This is a genomic window from Gardnerella sp. DNF01180P, assembly GCF_049244205.1.
GTDB classification, from domain to species: Bacteria; Actinomycetota; Actinomycetes; order Actinomycetales; family Bifidobacteriaceae; genus Bifidobacterium; species Bifidobacterium swidsinskii.
In genome coordinates this window covers 727,634-743,557 of the sequence record NZ_CP058386.1, presented here as the reverse complement: position 1 = coordinate 743,557, position 15,924 = coordinate 727,634, and the positions used below count along the sequence as shown (strand labels likewise).

Genomic DNA, 15,924 nt, shown 5'->3' with positions numbered 1-15,924 from the left:
ATTAACACCCCAATGCTGCTGTCAAAGTGCCACCTGCAGCGCTACAAGCTATATCAGCCGAAACACCAGCAATTGGTGACGCCAATCCAGAAATACCAAGTGATAATGGAGTACAAACTGTTGCATCCCATAAAACATTCCATCCCACACCAATCCATTTAGGAATACAATGATGTTTCTTTCCACCACGTTCTAAAGCTGTCTCTAAGGAAACAGTAGGAGCAATCCTATGAAGAACTTTGCTATAACCAAAATCAACATGCTGCCCGTCATGAACTGTTAAATTGATAGTTGCTATAGTATGATTTGTTGCATCTCTCCAAGTAGCTATATTATTCTTTACTACGATAGTATCACCAGCTAGCGTATGCACATTCAATCCTTGTCCAGATACTGGAACAATTGAACGTCGACCATCTGGAGAACGCAATCCTCTCATTTCAGACTTAAAATTCCCATATTGTGATGTTGATTGAACTGCAAAAGATGGAGTTGCAAACACCATACTTCCAAGTAATGATGCTGCAGCTATTAACAATGAACTAACTTTCTTTATCATGAGATAATCTCTCTAATATTGGCCTTATCAATTAGTGAGTAAGCGTATTCCAGTAAACAGCATGTTGGCCAAACATGTGGTGAGTGACTCACGTTGTTATGCTCACAAGTCAACAGTATAATACTTGATTGATAGAAACGCCGTCATAATCAGGTAAGCGGCAAAAGTGTGTCTGTAAACGTGTTTATTCAGGCGTGTCGTTAGTGTAGTGTTCCTTTTCTAATTGATATATCTGGGTGGTAATCTGCCCTACATAAGTCAAAGCTTGTATCGAAACCCGAAGACCCAATTGATTGCTGGTCATCAATAATTTTCTTTGTTACACCATTGCAAAGCAATAACTTTACCCTTGCTTGCCGCGGTTAATAAACACCACCCGTATGGAAGGTATGTTCCATCGATTTGAACATAGTCATAAATTTCGCCTGTCTCGGGTAATTCTGGTTTAACATTCCAATACCATTCAATCCGATATCGCCATGTTCTATCAGAACCACTAGGACAGGCTTCACATTGAGTCTGGTTTCCCATAATCCAATGAATGAATTTATCAAATTGTGCTACATGTGTAATATCTTCACGTTTCCTTGTAAAAGACATTCCACATGCAGTACATCTCCAATGGATAGCACCTTTACGTGTTCTACCATTTCTCTTCATTGAATGAGAGCATATTGGGCAGCGTTTACTACTTAATCTAGGCATGTATTAAGCACATCGCACGCCTTATACCTCTATTTGTTTTCAATGTCAAGTAATACTAAATGTTAAGCTTTTTAGCTTAATGACAGCGAGCTTCCCTTGGTATTTCAACGAAAACTCGGGTTTTTAGACACACTTTTTTGCCGCTTACCCAATATTAACGATGACGACGATTATTAATATGACGAATACGAGGACGTCTAACCTTAATAGGTTCCGTGCGGTTCATTGCTCCAAATAAAGTTAAATCTAGTTTCACAGACAACAAACGCATTGCAACAACAAGAGCAACAATAAGGACATCAAGCAATATTTCAACAGTTAAACCAAAATAACCTGCATACCTTGCTTTTACAACACAAACGGTTAGTATACATCCCACTGAAGCAGGGAAAGCATACCAATGCTTATCCCGCACAATAACAGGAACTTGATTCAAAATCATGTCGCGAATCAAACCACCTCCTAAAGCAGTTGCCATTCCTAAAAATACTGAAGCCATACCAGACATGTGGAAGTCCAAACCTTTTGCTGTGCCATTCACAGCAAACAGGCCCAACGCCAAGGCATCAAGCGTAAGCATAAACCAACGCCATTTATCAATCTCAGGGTGAGCAACAGCCACAATAACACCAGAAAGCAGACCTGTAATAACAAAACCACGATCAGCAATACCAACAGGTGGCAATGCTCCAAGCAACACATCACGAACAATACCGCCACCCAATGCAGTTATCCAAGACGTAGTAATAATCGCAAAAACATCATAATTCTTACGAATAGCCCACATGCCGCCAACCATGCCACAACATCCCATAGCAACATACTCAACTATAAGAAAAAAGATGTTATCCCCTAACGCACCTTCCAAAGCATTTCCCTTCAAATAAATTCACCAAAACACTGCGCGCATAACAAACAAACGCGTTGTACTCTATACGATATCTAAATATATAGAGTACAACGCGCCATAAGCAACATTAGATTAGATAATATTAACTAACTTATATAAATCAGTCGCAAACTTTCCACATCCAGTTATGCTTATCTTCGACATCACCGAGCTGAATGCCAAGTAACTCATCGCGCAAAGCCTGAGTTAACTCACCAACGCCACCATCGGCAACCTTAAGATCGAATTCATCGGACTTAAAGCGACCAATTGGCGTAATGATTGCAGCAGTACCGCAAGCAAAGACTTCAGTAACCTCGCCAGAACGAATGTCGTCAAGCAACCCTTGAAGAGGAATCATGGTTTCAACAACCTTATGTCCTGCTTCCTCAGCAAGCTGAATCAAAGAACGACGCGTAACGCCAGGAAGAATACTGCCAGTAAGAGATGGAGTTTCCAAATGGCCATCCTTGTGGAGTGCGAACATATTCATGCCACCAAGCTCTTCCAAATAAGTCTTAGTTGCAGCATCGACGAAGCACACCTGCTCGCAACCGTGCTCAATACCCTTGTATTCACCAAGCAAGGAAGCAGCGTAATTTCCACCGCACTTAGCAAAACCAGTACCACCAGGACCAGTACGGAACCACTGATCTTCAACCCAAATGCTAACAGGCTTCAAACCACCCTTGAAGTATGGGCCGGATGGAGAAGCGATAACACAGTATTCAACTTCGTGAGCTTCGCGCACACCGAGGAACGGCTCGGAAGCAAACATGAATGGACGCATGTAAAGCGTATACTCTCGACGGCTCGGAACCCATTGCTTATCTCGCTTTACCAAGGCTGCAACCGATCCAATAAAATCATCAATAGAGAGTTCCGGCAAATACAAACGCTTAGCAGAATTTTGGAAACGAGCAGCATTAATATCTGGGCGGAAAAGCCAAATAGAGCCGTCGGCGCGCTTATAAGCCTTCAAACCTTCAAAGCACTCCTGAGCATAGTGCAACACAGATGCACCTGGATCCATTTTCAATGGACCATAAGGCTCTACACGACGATCAGACCATCCTTCGCCTTTAGTCCAAGACATATGAACCATATTGTCGGAGAAAATCTGACCGAAAGCAGGCTTATCAATAAGTTCGTTGCGCTTTGCGTCCGAAACTGGATTATCATTCGGCAGAACTTCAAAGTTGCCAGCCAATTTGTTCAACAGAGTTGTATCGCTATGATCATAAGACTCATAAGCGTCAGAAAACTCTGGAGCTACTTCTAAATCAGCCATTATGTCTCTTTTCTATGTGGATTATTTCTACTTGCCTTTTACCGCAATTAACGTATAGAATAATACGATTCTTGTTTTTCGCAAAACTTACACGCCAAAATATCTTAAGAAATATTTCAAAAAATATGCTTTAAAGTAAAAATTATTTAGCAAATTTGTTGATTTTATATGAAAAAAGCCGCATAAGAACTGACTTATGCGGCTTAAAATTTTATACTATTTTATAATCTATAAGTAAATACGTTAACTTACTTTTCTTCTGCAGCAGGAGCAGCAGCTGGAGCGGCGGCAGCAGCATCTGCAGCAGGAGCAGCAGCTTCGGCTGTAGCAGCATCTTCAGGAACAGTGACGCTCACAACGGATTCTTCGCCATCCATATCGAGCTCAACACCCTCAGGAAGCTTGACATCCTTAGCAAACACCTTGATGCCGTCGGTCAAACCATCAACGTTAACAACCAAACGCTCTGGCAAGTTAGCAACGTCTGCGCGAACCTTGAGCTCCTGGACATCCACGAATGCAACTGCAGCACCCTTTGGAGTGCCTTCAACGAAGACTGGAACTTCAACGTCAATCTTTTCGCCAGCCTTAACTTCGTAGAAGTCAATGTGTTCTACAATGCGCTTAACAGGGTTACGCTGAACATCCTTAACAACTGCAATGCGAGATTCCTTGCCAAACTTAATAGTGAACAAAGCATTAGCGTGACGCAAAGCCAAAGTGGTTTCGCGCATTGGAAGAGTAACATGCACTGGTTCAGCACCGCCAGCATAAAGGCTTGCTGGAATCAGCTGAGCTACGCGCAAACGACGAGCAACACCCTTACCAAACTCAGTGCGCAATTCGCCTTCAAGAGTAATTTTTGTAGCCATATCGGTCTCCTTATGGTCTGGATAGTTTAGTTTGTTAATCCAGCTTCAGGCGCACCGACGCGCCGAAAACCATAAGAGGCTATCAGCCCAGTCGATAACGGAACTCTGCCACAAAGCTAGCGGCATATTCCCTCGCCAAAGCAACTTTGCTATTCTAACGACAGGCTACGACTTATGGCAAATACAAAATTATTACTAATCAAATCGAATATAACTGCTACTTGAGCATACGAACGATTATTATAGTTAATAGTATGAAAGTGCATAGCATGATACTATGATGTGCGCTTAATCCGCAAGCCGTTTGGCATAATGAAGGAGCAAATGTGTCCGTTTTTAATGCACTCCAACAGCAAGCGTTTAATCTTGCCCGTAAAGCATTGCGTATTGGCAGTAACTTCGCGCACCCAGTCAGCGATGACCGTGCAGGCGAACCAGACTACCTTAATACGGATCAAGAAAACACAAATACTTTACTTTCACAAAAGCAACGCCTTCCACACGTAGAAGAGTGGGGCGCGCAAATGCCAACAACGACGTTTATCGATCCGAAAACAGGCTTGCTGACCACAAAAACCGAAAGCGCAGCACCTCTTGACGAAGGCACAAGCATTTATGACTTATACGCAGATCGCGCAGCACGTATGGGCGACGATCCTCTTTACACTTATAAAGAAAACGATAAGTGGGTCACAAAAACAGCTAATCAGTTCCTTCAAGAAGTACGCGATGCTGCAAAAGGTTTGATGCACTACGGATTGCGCAAAGGCGACGCCGTTGCCCTTATGTGCAAAACATCATATGAGTGGGACGTCACCGACGCAGCAGTTATGGCTTGTGGTGGTGTTCTTGCAACTATTTATGACACGGATTCAGCTGAGCAAATTCGCAATATTGTGAATAATTCCGACTCGCGTTTCCTTATTGTTGAAACAACTGACATGCGAGATAAAGCTGATGGAGCTATTGAAGAATGCCCAAGCTTGGAACGCATTATTTGCATTGAAACAGGCGGTTTAGCAGAACTTCAAGCTTTCGGATACGCTGTTAGCGATGAGGAACTAGATGCTCGCATTGATTCTGTAAAGAAAACAGACTTGTGCTCTATTGTTTACACTTCTGGTTCCACAGCTGCACCTAAAGGCGTGGAAATGACTCACGAACACTATTGCACTACAGCGTTGAATTTGCCTGTTTACTTGCCAAATTTGCTTAGCGAAAAAGACGGTTCTGTGCTTTTGTTCCTTCCTCAAGCACACTCTTTTGCAAGAGCAATTAACTATATTGTTGTTGCAAGTACATTGCGCATTTATATTGCTCAAGGTATTCCTACTTTGATTTCTGATTTGCAAGTTGCAAAACCTACGGTTATGATCGTTGTCCCTCGAGTTCTTGAGAAGGTTTATAACGCAGCTTCGCAGAAGGCTGGTCACGGTGCTAAAGGCTTGGCTTTCCAGGGTGCTGTTGTGACGGCTCAACAGTATATGAAGGAAGTTCAGGAATTTGGTGATGCTAAAGCTCTTACTAAAGCTCGCCGCACTGCTTACGATCCGCTTGTTTATCGTCCACTTCGCCAAGCTCTTGGCGGTCGCGCACGCTGGATTGTTGCAGGTGGAGCTCCTCTAGATCCTGAATTGCTTTCATTCTTCCGCGGAGCAGGAGTTCCTGTCTACGAAGGTTATGGTCTTACAGAAACTACTGCACCATGCGCGTTTACTCCTATTGGAGTTCCATTCCGAGAAGGTTCTGTTGGCATTGCATTCCCAGCTTTTACTTTGCGAATCGCATCCGACGGCGAAGTTCAAATTAAAGGCACTTGCGTATTCCATAAGTATCACAAAAACGATGAAGCAACAGAAACTTCATTTACTAAAGATGGATGGTATGCAACAGGCGATTTGGGACGAATTGACGACGATGGCATGCTTTATATTACCGGACGTAAGAAGGATTTGATCATTACTGCTGGCGGTAAGAATGTTGCTCCTGGACCTATTGAAGAGATGATTAAGAGATGCGAACTTGTGTCTCAAGCTCTCGTTCTTGGAGATAAGCGTCCGTTTATTTCTGCACTTGTTACTTTAGACGAAGAAACTTTACGAAATTGGCTTAAACTCAAGGGTCTTGACGCTACTATGAGCATGGAAGAGGCTGCTAATAATGCTGTCGTTCGTGCTGAAGTGCAAAAATTTATAGATCTTGCCAACGAAGGCGTGTCACGCGCAGAATCTGTGCGAAAGTTCATTATTTTGCCAGAAGAGTTTACGCAAGAAAACGGCTTAATGACTGCGTCTATGAAGATTATTCGTCCACGAGTTATTAAGCGCTACACTACTTTACTTAATACACAAATGTATACGACGCGCAAAAAGTAGTTTGTTTAAATTAACTTAACTAAGTGCATATCGCAAAACCGCGGCTTAACTTGTTTTATTCAACTTGCTCGCCGCGGCTTTGCATTAATTTACGACAATTTTGTGCAAACACATTAGGCTTAAGGCACAATAAAATTAAGTAATTGTCCAATAATATCGAAATAAGCAAAATATGCTCTACTAGAACCCTAAACGCTCAAGCTTCTTAGGGTCGCTCTGCCATCCTTTTGCAACTTTCACGTGCAATTCAAGCACAGCTTTTGTTCCAGTAATACGATTTACCGCCGTGCGCAAACGCTTCTTTACGCGCACTAAATGCTCCGCACGATGACCAATAATAATCGGCTTTTGAGAATCACGCTCAACATAAACAGATACAAGCACATGCGCTTTGTTGTCTTCGTATTGAGTATCTTCGCCATCCCCCGGATACACAATATCGTCAACTACAACAGCTAAAGAATGAGGCAACTCGTCGTCCAACTCTTCCAAAAATGCGCCGCGAATAAGCTCCGAAATCATGCTTTCTGTGCTTTCCTCACTAAGCTGATCCGCCGGATACATTTGCGGACCTTCCGGCAAGTTTTGAATCAAAACATTCTTAACTTCGTCAACATTGTCACGTTCCAACGCACTCACAGGCACAATATCCGTAAAATCAGCAAACTGCTGAATTTGAAGCAAATGCGTAACTAACTCACTGCGACTAAGCGTATCGATTTTCGTAACAATACCGATAAGCGGAACTTTCCAAGTCCAATTGCCCTTCTCATCTTTTTTAGCAAAATCAGAGCGAAGACGGCTTAAAATTCGCCTATCTCCTGGTCCTATTTCCTGGTCTGCTGGGAGCAAAAATGCAATCGCGTCAACATCTGCAAGCGACTCGTCAACAATATCGTTCAAACGCTGACCAAGAAGCGTACGAGGACGGTGAATACCAGGAGTATCAACCAACACCATTTGTGCATTATCGGTAGTAACAATCCCTCGAATAGCCTTACGCGTAGTTTCCGGACGAGAAGACGCAATAGCAATTTGCGTACCAATAAGAGCATTCATAAGCGTAGACTTACCAACGTTTGGTCTACCAACTACAGCTACGAAACCGGAACGATAACCGTGAAAATCAGGAGTAGAAATCGTTGCGCAAGTTGAAGCGTCTAGATTTGCAAACATCTCGTCGTCAAAGTCATCAGTGTCATCGAAGTCATCAGTATCGTCAAAGTTGTTAATATTATTCACGTTATTCTTACCGTCCAGTTCTTTATTTCAGCATATTCGTTTGTTTCATAGTACTAGCTTGCTTCAAAGCATTGGTTTGTTTGCTTTCAGCAGATTTTTCGGAAGAGCTAATGTCATTTTGATTATCCTTAGACTCTTCCAAAACTTGCGCATCTCGTTCTACTAAAATAGTAGATACTTTCTTTCGCCTACCAGCTGAATCTACAGCAGTTAATTTTAGTCCTCTTGTAATAGCACTGGAACCAACAATCGGCACATTACCAATCAACTTCGTAAGCAAACCAAACACAGTATCCACATCGTCTTCGTCAATATGAACTTCAAAAATATCTTCCAAATCTGCGATTGACGTTCGAGCAGGCATCTTCCACACGCCGTCACGTATTTCTTCCGGATCTGCATGCTGAGTGCGATCGTGCTCATCTTCCAACTCGCCAACAATTTGCTCAATAGCATCCTCAATAGTAACCAAACCAGCAATTCCACCATATTCGTCAACCACTACTGCCACATGCTGGCGAATTCGCTGCATTTCGTGGAATAAATCGTCAACCGGCTTCGACTCAGGAACAAGCATAGGGTCTCGGCTAATTGTTTCAACTGCTCTAGAAGATGCTGCAGGATTAAACACAGTAGCGCGTACAGCATCCTTCAAATAAGCAACACCTACTAAATCATCTACAGAATCTCCAATGACGGGAACTCGAGAAAATCCTGAGCGAGAGCATAATTTAAGGAAATTTTCCAGCGTTTCGTCGCTTTTTACGCAAATCATATCGGTTCTAGGTACCATTATTTCGCGAGTCAAAGTATCTGAAAGCGTGAGCACATTGCGCATCATTTCCGAAACTTCCGGATCGAAATCATTCGCTTCAACAAGTCGGTCAATACTAGCCTTTGCTTGATCCAGCTGAATATCTTCCAAAGCTTCATCATCTGACGGATCAACATGCTTTTTCCTAGAAGTGACGTCAACATCGCTAGCAATATGCACTAAAGGATTAATCGCAATAGCAATAGACACAATGCGAGAAAGCCGCATCAACTTTGCTACAGGTTGAGCCGCACCAACCGAACGTGGGCGAACAAGAATAGAAATCACAGCTACAACTACTGAAACAACAACACCAATAATAAGAGTTACCCATAAAGGCGAGCCGAAAAATGCAGCTAAAGAAGCAAACAAAACTCCATCTAAAACGTTACATAGCACACGCACAAAAGCGCATGCTCCAGAAGTTGTATAACGGTCAGCAATCAGTTTTTTTACACGATGGATTCTAGCAATTCGACGCATACGCACTATGGCACTAGTTTCATCATCATGCGTTTGCGCTTCAATCATAAGATTATTTAAGCTTGCACGAGTAACTCTAGGCACTGCACCTTCTGCAGCAGCCATCGCAAGCGAAAGCCATACAAGCAGCATTGCCAGCACAAGCAATGCGGCTAAACCAATCCAGACATGCAACGGCAATTGCGGAACTGATATGCTAGAAAATATTCGTTTAATATATTCCATAATTATGCTCTTAATGCGCTTTAATGCTGTTTTTTATTTTTATTTTTATTTTTGACGCTACTCGCTTCATGCTCAGCATCGTAACGCTCAAGCTCGTTTATTGCACCTTCCGGCAACGTAGCATCATACAATTCTCCAGATCGAGCAGCGAAAAAAGTAAGCATTAGTTGACGTTGCAAACCAAACATTTGCTTTTCTTCTTCCGGAGTAGTGTGATCATAGCCAAGCAAATGCAAAATACCGTGAATAGTTAGCAACAACATTTCTTCCATAGTACTGTGCCCAGCTGCGAGCGCCTGCTGTTGAGCAACCCACGGGCAAATCACCAAGTCTCCAAGCATTCCTTCAGAAACTTTTTCATCGCTTCCAGGAGTAAGCTCGTCCATTGGAAAACTCATAACATCCGTTGGGCCTTCTAGGTTCATCCAACGTTCATGCAAACAGGCAATTGGCTCTGGATCAACAAAAGTAATCGATAAATCCGAATGCGTACTTACTTTCATTTGTTGAAGAACCCACATTCCAAGATCTGAGAAGATTTTAGCGTCAATATTCCACACTGTTTCATTCATGACTTCAATGCTCATGATTTATCTGTTATTCCTCTCAGTAGATTCTTTAGTACGTTCACGTTTTTTACGCTCAAGCATTGCATCGTAATTTTCGTATGCTTCCACAATACGACCAACCAAAGCATGACGCACAACGTCTTCTGCTTGCAAATGCACAAAAGCAATATCTTTAACTTCGCCCAAAATCTTCTCAATAGAAACAAGACCAGAACGCACAACTGCTAAATCAACCTGCGTACTATCTCCTGTAATCACCATGGTTGTATTAAAACCGAGTCGAGTTAGGAACATTTTTAATTGCTGAACAGTCGCATTTTGCGCTTCATCAAGAATAACAAAAGCATCGTTTAATGTGCGACCTCGCATATAAGCAAGAGGAGCAACTTCAACAACATTCTCGTCAAGATAGCGTTTTAATTGTGCAGATCCAAGCATATCAGAAAGTGCATCATAGAGTGGACGCAAATATGGATCAACCTTATCGTTTAAAGTACCAGGCAAGAATCCTAAGTTTTCGCCAGCTTCAACAGCAGGACGAGTAAGAACAATTCTGCGGACTCTTCCATCTTCCAATGCACGAACAGCTTTAGCAACTGCTAAATACGTTTTTCCAGTACCAGCAGGACCAATTCCAAACGTTACAATATTGCAATCCATTGCTTGCACATACGCTGTTTGACCAGCAGTTTTTGCGCGAACAGGATTTCCTCCAGCAAACGTAATCACGCCTTTACTCATTCGAGCTCTTCTGCTCATAGCACGGCGATGAGCTTCTTCACTAGAAGGCAACAGCTCACTTGAATCTCTTGAAAACTCATTTTCAGCGCGCGAAACAGAATTATTAATTGCATACGACGAAGAAATAATACTATTCCCAAGCACTCCACCATCATGACCGATACGGTTTATACGCACATTGTGTTCATCGTTATGCAAAATATCACGCTCAAGCATGCGTCTTACTTCGTACGCATCCATAGGTTGCTCGTAAGCTGCATCAATCATGCGCCTAAACGCATACTCAGCTTTAGCTGCATCTTCATCTGCTCTAGCTGAACGAGCAACAATTTGAACATCTTTGCCTCGCACAGTAATATCTGCTTCTGGAAAAGCATGTTCTACTTCACGCAAACCAGCATCTGCAGCACCTAAAACTGCAACCGAGCTTAATTCGCTAGGAATTTGCACAAAACGCGTAGTACTTTTCGTCACGGTTTACAAGCTACCTTCTACAAGTTTTTCGCCAGTCAATACATGAGCATGAACATGAAACACTGTTTGACCAGCATCAATACCAGTATTAAATACGAGTCGATAATCACCGTTGAATTCATCATCAGCAATTTTTTGCGCAACACCAGCAATATGAGCCAAAGTTTCAGGAGCCTTACTAGCAAGCTCAGCAACATTCTTATAGTGATTGCGCGGCACAATCAGCACATGCACTTTTGCTTGCGGATTAATATCTTTAAAAGCAACTACCGAATCGTCTTCATAAACTCTGCTGCTTGGTATTTCTCCAGCAACAATTTTACAAAAAATGCAATCAGCATCAGTATTGTAAGTGATACCACTCATGGTTTCTCCCCTATTTGTTACTAAATGAAATCAATGCCTTAAACCAAAAGCAATCGACATGCTTCTTACTATTTTACACAATTATGAGCACTTTTAGATACGATTTATGCGATTATTCGTAACGTCCTAAAGCGCGCGAAAGAAGAGAAAGAGCTACAGGTCCTGCAGTAGATGCGCGAAGAATATTACTGCCTAAAACGCAGCTTTTAGCACCAGCATCAATAAACATTGACACTTCGTCATCACTAATACCACCTTCTGGCCCAACTAAAACGTAAACAGTGCGCTCTTTACCATCCTCCAAACAGCGCTCGCTAAGAGTATTTACTGCTTGTTCTATTTGATTCCAGCAATCAGTTGCGTCTTGATGCAATACAATTACGAGATTTCCGTAAACGCACGCACGCCTACATATTGCCACTATTTGCTTGCTTGAAACACATTCTTGAAGTTCAGGCATCCATGCGCGACGAGATTGCTCTGTAGCAGACTGTAAAACTTGGCTCCAACGCTTATCTGTGCGACCAGGTTTCCACTTTGCAATTGAACGATCCGCACACCAAGGGATTACTTCATCCACACCAATTTGCGTAGCCATATCAATTGCTTGCTCATCGTGCCCTGTTTTTGCCAAAGCTTGAACAAGTGCAAGTCTAGTCATGCGAGGAGCTTCCCTAGTAAACGCTTCTACACGAACTAAGCCATTTTCAACATCCGTCACCTTTGCATGAATGCGCAAGCCTTTGCCGTCAGAAAGTTGCAAAGCATCGCCTTCTAATAGTCGCATGGCAGATATAGCGTGACGTTTTACTTGCGATGGAAGCGTAATCGTCCACCCTTCTTCGATTCCTTCTGCAAGCACAGGAGCATTATCGTGATCAGTATCAAGCAAAAATAAAGCGTCAGTCATAGTTCAAGCCTAACGTGAGGATGCGCCAAGTACTAAAAAATGTTTCTGTGCAAGTATTGTGGCAAACTAGAACAGTACGTATTGGAGGTTTGCAATGAGTAATGAGCTTGGTGATAACACTGCGCTTGTTACTTTGCGTATTTCACGCTTTACTCCATGTAATAAATCTGAAGATGATTCAAACAGTAAACAGACAGAGCGCAAGCGCAGAGAAAGTCCTTTTGCGCGCAGAAAGCGCAGTAACCCTTTCGCAAAACTAGATTCTTCAAAAAATAACATAAATAATTCTTCCGAATCTAGTGAATCCAGAATATCTAGTGAATCCGGTGAACCTTACAAATCTTCTCCAAAACGAATTCAAGGTAAGCATTGGGTTCAAGATTACAGTTTACGCGTTCATTCTACTGACACTATTCTTGACTGTTTACTGACTATTAAACGCACAATCGACCCAACTTTAGCTTTCCGCTACTCATGCGGTCACGGCGTTTGCGGTTCCGACGCTGCAAACGTAAATGGCATGCCAACATTACTATGCAGTGCAACTATTGGTGCAAACGCACGTCCTGAAAGCACAAATAGCGTGCAATCTCGAGGCTTTAGAAAAACTGGCACTACTAGCAGCTCCTCACAGTCGACAAAATCGCCAACTCTACAGCAAAAATCTAAAGAGACTACCACTTTGCAAAATGGCACTTTTGGTGTTATTGAGCTTGCTCCACTTTCAGGATTTGCAGTTCAGCGAGATCTTATTTGCGATATTTCGCCTATGATTTCGCAAATAAAACGCTTAGAACCTTATTTGCAAGCATCTAACGTTTCTACGAGAAATATTGAAGGGAAACTCCAGCTTATTGAGTTTTTGCAACATCCTGAGGAACTTAAAAAATTTGAGCTTTTGAGCAATTGCATTATGTGCGGTGCTTGCGAAGGAATTTGCCCAATTTATGCAGGCGGAGAAGCCTTTATTGGGCCTGCAGCATTGGTTAACGCGGCTCGTTTTATTTACGATTCCAGAGACAACGCAACAGAGCATCGCCTTGATCTAATAGACAGCAGTGACGGTATTAACGCATGCCAGTCAGTTAGAGCATGTTCAAGACAGTGCCCTCGCGGAATTGATATTGGCGAAGAAATTTGGCAGCTTACAACGCTTGTAAACGAGCGCAAAAACTCTTAGATTATTCAATTCCAGATGCTATGCGCACCGCCTCTATTGGGTCGTCTGTAACAGCAAACAAGTGCGGATCGAGTGAAGAAATAAAACCTCGTTGAGTTACTGTAGACTTCAGCCAGTCAATCAAACCATTCCAGTACGAAGTACCGAAAAGAACAACAGGCACGCGCGCAACCTTATGCGTTTGCACTAAAGTCAAAGCTTCAAACATTTCATCCATTGTGCCAAAACCGCCAGGGCACACAATAATTCCAGAAGAATACTTCATAAACATTGTTTTACGCACGAAAAAATACCGAAATTGCATGCCAAGATTAATCCATTTATTCAAACCCTGCTCATGAGGAAGCTCAATCCCCAATCCTACAGACGTACCACCAGCTTCTGCAGCACCACGGTTTGCAGCTTCCATAATTCCAGGACCGCCACCTGTAATAACAGCAAAACCACGTATTGCAAGCTCTGAACCCATAGTACGAGCTAAAGAATACTCAGAATCATCTTCTTTTATTCGAGCAGAACCAAAAATACTAACAGCTTTACCTAACGATGCAAGCGCGTCAAAACCATCAACAAACTCAGCTTGAATACGAAGCGCACGCCACGGATCCGCACTACGCCAATCCCATCTTTTATCTACTTCTACACCAACTCCAGAAACAAGCTGCTGATTGTTATCGTTACGAAGAAGCGTCTCTGTAGTGCTCTCCTTAGGAATCATAGAACCGCGCATCACAACAGAACCACGATGATACGTGTTATTCCAAGGTGGAACATCTACTGAAAAATCTTCTTTACTATTAAACATGATTTCTCCTAGAAATTTACTTTCAAATATATTGGAAATAATAATTAAAACTAGTCTTCAACTTCATCTAATTCTTCTTCCATATGCTTTGCTTGCATAGAAAGTAAGAAGCCAGAAACTCCTGCAGCAATAATAGAAGCAACAAGAACGCCAAAACGTGCTTCAGCAGACAAATCTGCGTCAGAATACGCAAGCGAGGCAATAAGAAGAGAAACAGTGAAACCAATTCCACACGCACATGCTGTAGGCATTAAGTCTACTACGCGAAGACCATCAGGAACTTTCAAACCTAGAACACGCTTTGATATCCAAGCAGTTGCCATAATTCCAACAGGTTTACCAACAACAAGAGCAATAGTGATGGCAATCAAAATTGGCGAGAAGAACAACTCCCAAGTCAATGTTTCAAAATGCACTCCTGTAGCGAAAAGAGCGAAAATTGGAAGAGCCAATAACGCAGAAACAGGCTGAATTTTTTCACGATAGCGTTCAGCCCGAAGCGTTTGTTCACCATGAACTAAATGCGCCGGAGTTAGCAAACCCACCATTACTCCAGCTAAAGTTGGATGCACACCAGCTTCATACATCATAATCCATGCCATAATTCCTACTATTACAACCAACGGCCACGGAACACGCTTTAAACGCACTAAAGTAGTCCAAACCAAACCACAAGCAACTACTCCAGCAAACCAATACCATGCGTTAAGAGACGAGAAGAACACAGCAATAAGTGCTATTCCAAGCAAATCGTCTACTGTAGCAAGAGTCATAAGAAATGCGCGCAAAGCATGTGGCAAAGTTTTTGCAAATAAAGCAAGAACAGCAAGAGAGAAAGCTATATCCGTTGCCGTAGGTATCGCCCACCCGTCACGAACCATATCAAGCGAAGGTAAAGCGCCAGAAGTAAGACGCATAATCTCCTGCCCGGCATGCAATTCAGAAAATACAGTTACTGTAGCAACAAACAGTAAAGGAGGTACAATCATTCCACCAACAGCACAAATCATTGGCATTGCAGCTGCACGAGGATCAGAAAGCGAACCAGCAATAAGTTCGTGTTTTAAATCTAAGCCAACTGACAGGAAGAAAATAGTAAGCACGCCGTCTTGCACCCAATGACCAATTGACATATGTATATTCGTCCACGGAATGCCTACATGAGTATGCGATATGGCTTCAAATATTGGCGCTGTTAAAGGAATGTTTGCAAGCAATAAGCCAGTAAGAGCAAAACCAAGCATAATTAATCCAGAAATTCGCTCATTATTTGCAATATTGCAAGCTATTCTCCAACTGCGTCGTATCATATTGTAAATATTTCCTCCTTAAATAGGTATACATATTATGTAGAACATAAGAAGCACAATACCAAAATTTATTAATATTTTTAGTATATCTTAAAGGTATAAACTGAGATATTA

Annotated in this window: 13 protein-coding genes and 2 pseudogenes; 2 read left to right on the top strand and 13 right to left on the bottom strand. The window is 42.4% G+C overall.

The genetic code is table 11. The features are described from left to right. Position 1: 1 nt before the first annotated feature. From HXT40_RS02810 to HXT40_RS02790, 5 genes and pseudogenes are all read right to left on the bottom strand, one after another. Positions 2–559, bottom strand: a complete 558-nt coding sequence (locus HXT40_RS02810; protein ID WP_004108760.1) for a hypothetical protein — start codon at positions 557–559, stop codon at positions 2–4. 309 nt (positions 560–868) lie between these two features. Then, positions 869–1,264: pseudogene (locus HXT40_RS02805) on the bottom strand (transposase-like zinc-binding domain-containing protein); the annotation flags it as partial. 154 nt (positions 1,265–1,418) lie between these two features. Further along, positions 1,419–2,132 carry a trimeric intracellular cation channel family protein gene (locus tag HXT40_RS02800; protein WP_410310440.1) on the bottom strand — a complete coding sequence of 238 codons (714 nt, stop codon included), beginning with the start codon at positions 2,130–2,132 and terminating at the stop codon, positions 1,419–1,421. Positions 2,133–2,274: 142 nt separating this feature from the next. Next, positions 2,275–3,444 carry a branched-chain amino acid aminotransferase gene (locus tag HXT40_RS02795; protein ID WP_004108753.1) on the bottom strand — a complete coding sequence of 390 codons (1,170 nt, stop codon included), beginning with the start codon at positions 3,442–3,444 and terminating at the stop codon, positions 2,275–2,277. Between the two features lie 248 nt (positions 3,445–3,692). Beyond that, positions 3,693–4,316 carry a 50S ribosomal protein L25/general stress protein Ctc gene (locus HXT40_RS02790; protein ID WP_004108747.1) on the bottom strand — a complete coding sequence of 208 codons (624 nt, stop codon included), beginning with the start codon at positions 4,314–4,316 and terminating at the stop codon, positions 3,693–3,695. A 326-nt stretch (positions 4,317–4,642) separates the two neighbouring features. Between HXT40_RS02790 and HXT40_RS02785 the strand changes: the two genes are divergently transcribed. Then, positions 4,643–6,691: an AMP-dependent synthetase/ligase gene (locus HXT40_RS02785; protein ID WP_004108746.1), complete on the top strand. Its 2,049-nt coding sequence runs from the start codon at positions 4,643–4,645 to the stop codon at positions 6,689–6,691. A gap of 180 nt (positions 6,692–6,871) precedes the next feature. Here the strand turns inward: HXT40_RS02785 and era are convergent, their stop codons facing one another. The 6 genes from era to HXT40_RS02755 all read right to left on the bottom strand — a co-directional run bounded on the left by era (position 6,872) and on the right by HXT40_RS02755 (position 12,515). After that, the gene (era, locus tag HXT40_RS02780; RefSeq protein WP_004108744.1) at positions 6,872–7,933 is read right to left on the bottom strand and encodes a GTPase Era; all 1,062 of its coding nucleotides are present in this window, start codon (positions 7,931–7,933) and stop codon (positions 6,872–6,874) included. A 22-nt stretch (positions 7,934–7,955) separates the two neighbouring features. Beyond that, positions 7,956–9,455, bottom strand: a complete 1,500-nt coding sequence (locus tag HXT40_RS02775) for a hemolysin family protein (protein WP_004108742.1) — start codon at positions 9,453–9,455, stop codon at positions 7,956–7,958. Positions 9,456–9,475: 20 nt separating this feature from the next. Further along, positions 9,476–10,042 (bottom strand): rRNA maturation RNase YbeY, encoded by a 567-nt coding sequence (ybeY, locus tag HXT40_RS02770; RefSeq protein ID WP_004108739.1) that lies wholly within the window; start codon positions 10,040–10,042, stop codon positions 9,476–9,478. 3 nt (positions 10,043–10,045) lie between these two features. Further along, on the bottom strand, positions 10,046–11,239 hold the full coding sequence (locus HXT40_RS02765; protein ID WP_004108736.1) for a PhoH family protein: 1,194 nt from the start codon (positions 11,237–11,239) through the stop codon (positions 10,046–10,048). 3 nt (positions 11,240–11,242) lie between these two features. Next, the gene (locus tag HXT40_RS02760; protein ID WP_004108733.1) at positions 11,243–11,605 is read right to left on the bottom strand and encodes a histidine triad nucleotide-binding protein; all 363 of its coding nucleotides are present in this window, start codon (positions 11,603–11,605) and stop codon (positions 11,243–11,245) included. A gap of 112 nt (positions 11,606–11,717) precedes the next feature. Then, on the bottom strand, positions 11,718–12,515 hold the full coding sequence (locus tag HXT40_RS02755; protein ID WP_004108731.1) for a 16S rRNA (uracil(1498)-N(3))-methyltransferase: 798 nt from the start codon (positions 12,513–12,515) through the stop codon (positions 11,718–11,720). Positions 12,516–12,609: 94 nt separating this feature from the next. Between HXT40_RS02755 and HXT40_RS02750 the strand changes: the two genes are divergently transcribed. Further along, positions 12,610–13,695 (top strand): succinate dehydrogenase/fumarate reductase iron-sulfur subunit, encoded by a 1,086-nt coding sequence (locus tag HXT40_RS02750; protein WP_102703146.1) that lies wholly within the window; start codon positions 12,610–12,612, stop codon positions 13,693–13,695. 1 nt (position 13,696) lies between these two features. Here HXT40_RS02750 and HXT40_RS02745 read toward each other — a convergent pair whose 3' ends face one another. Then, on the bottom strand, positions 13,697–14,500 hold the full coding sequence (locus HXT40_RS02745; protein ID WP_410310373.1) for a TIGR00730 family Rossman fold protein: 804 nt from the start codon (positions 14,498–14,500) through the stop codon (positions 13,697–13,699). Positions 14,501–14,571: 71 nt separating this feature from the next. Then, positions 14,572–15,810 (bottom strand): annotated as a pseudogene (locus HXT40_RS02740) (Na+/H+ antiporter NhaA); the annotation flags it as partial. Between the last annotated feature and the right edge of the window lie 114 nt (positions 15,811–15,924).

Coding starts and splice junctions, on each gene's coding strand:
- HXT40_RS02755 (WP_004108731.1), bottom strand. CDS start 12,515: ATGACTGACGCTTTATTTTTGCTTGATACTGATCACGATAATGCTCCT.
- HXT40_RS02790 (WP_004108747.1), bottom strand. CDS start 4,316: ATGGCTACAAAAATTACTCTTGAAGGCGAATTGCGCACTGAGTTTGGT.
- HXT40_RS02810 (WP_004108760.1), bottom strand. CDS start 559: ATGATAAAGAAAGTTAGTTCATTGTTAATAGCTGCAGCATCATTACTT.
- HXT40_RS02795 (WP_004108753.1), bottom strand. CDS start 3,444: ATGGCTGATTTAGAAGTAGCTCCAGAGTTTTCTGACGCTTATGAGTCT.
- ybeY (WP_004108739.1), bottom strand. CDS start 10,042: ATGAGCATTGAAGTCATGAATGAAACAGTGTGGAATATTGACGCTAAA.
- HXT40_RS02750 (WP_102703146.1), top strand. CDS start 12,610: ATGAGTAATGAGCTTGGTGATAACACTGCGCTTGTTACTTTGCGTATT.
- HXT40_RS02745 (WP_410310373.1), bottom strand. CDS start 14,500: ATGTTTAATAGTAAAGAAGATTTTTCAGTAGATGTTCCACCTTGGAAT.
- HXT40_RS02760 (WP_004108733.1), bottom strand. CDS start 11,605: ATGAGTGGTATCACTTACAATACTGATGCTGATTGCATTTTTTGTAAA.
- HXT40_RS02775 (WP_004108742.1), bottom strand. CDS start 9,455: ATGGAATATATTAAACGAATATTTTCTAGCATATCAGTTCCGCAATTG.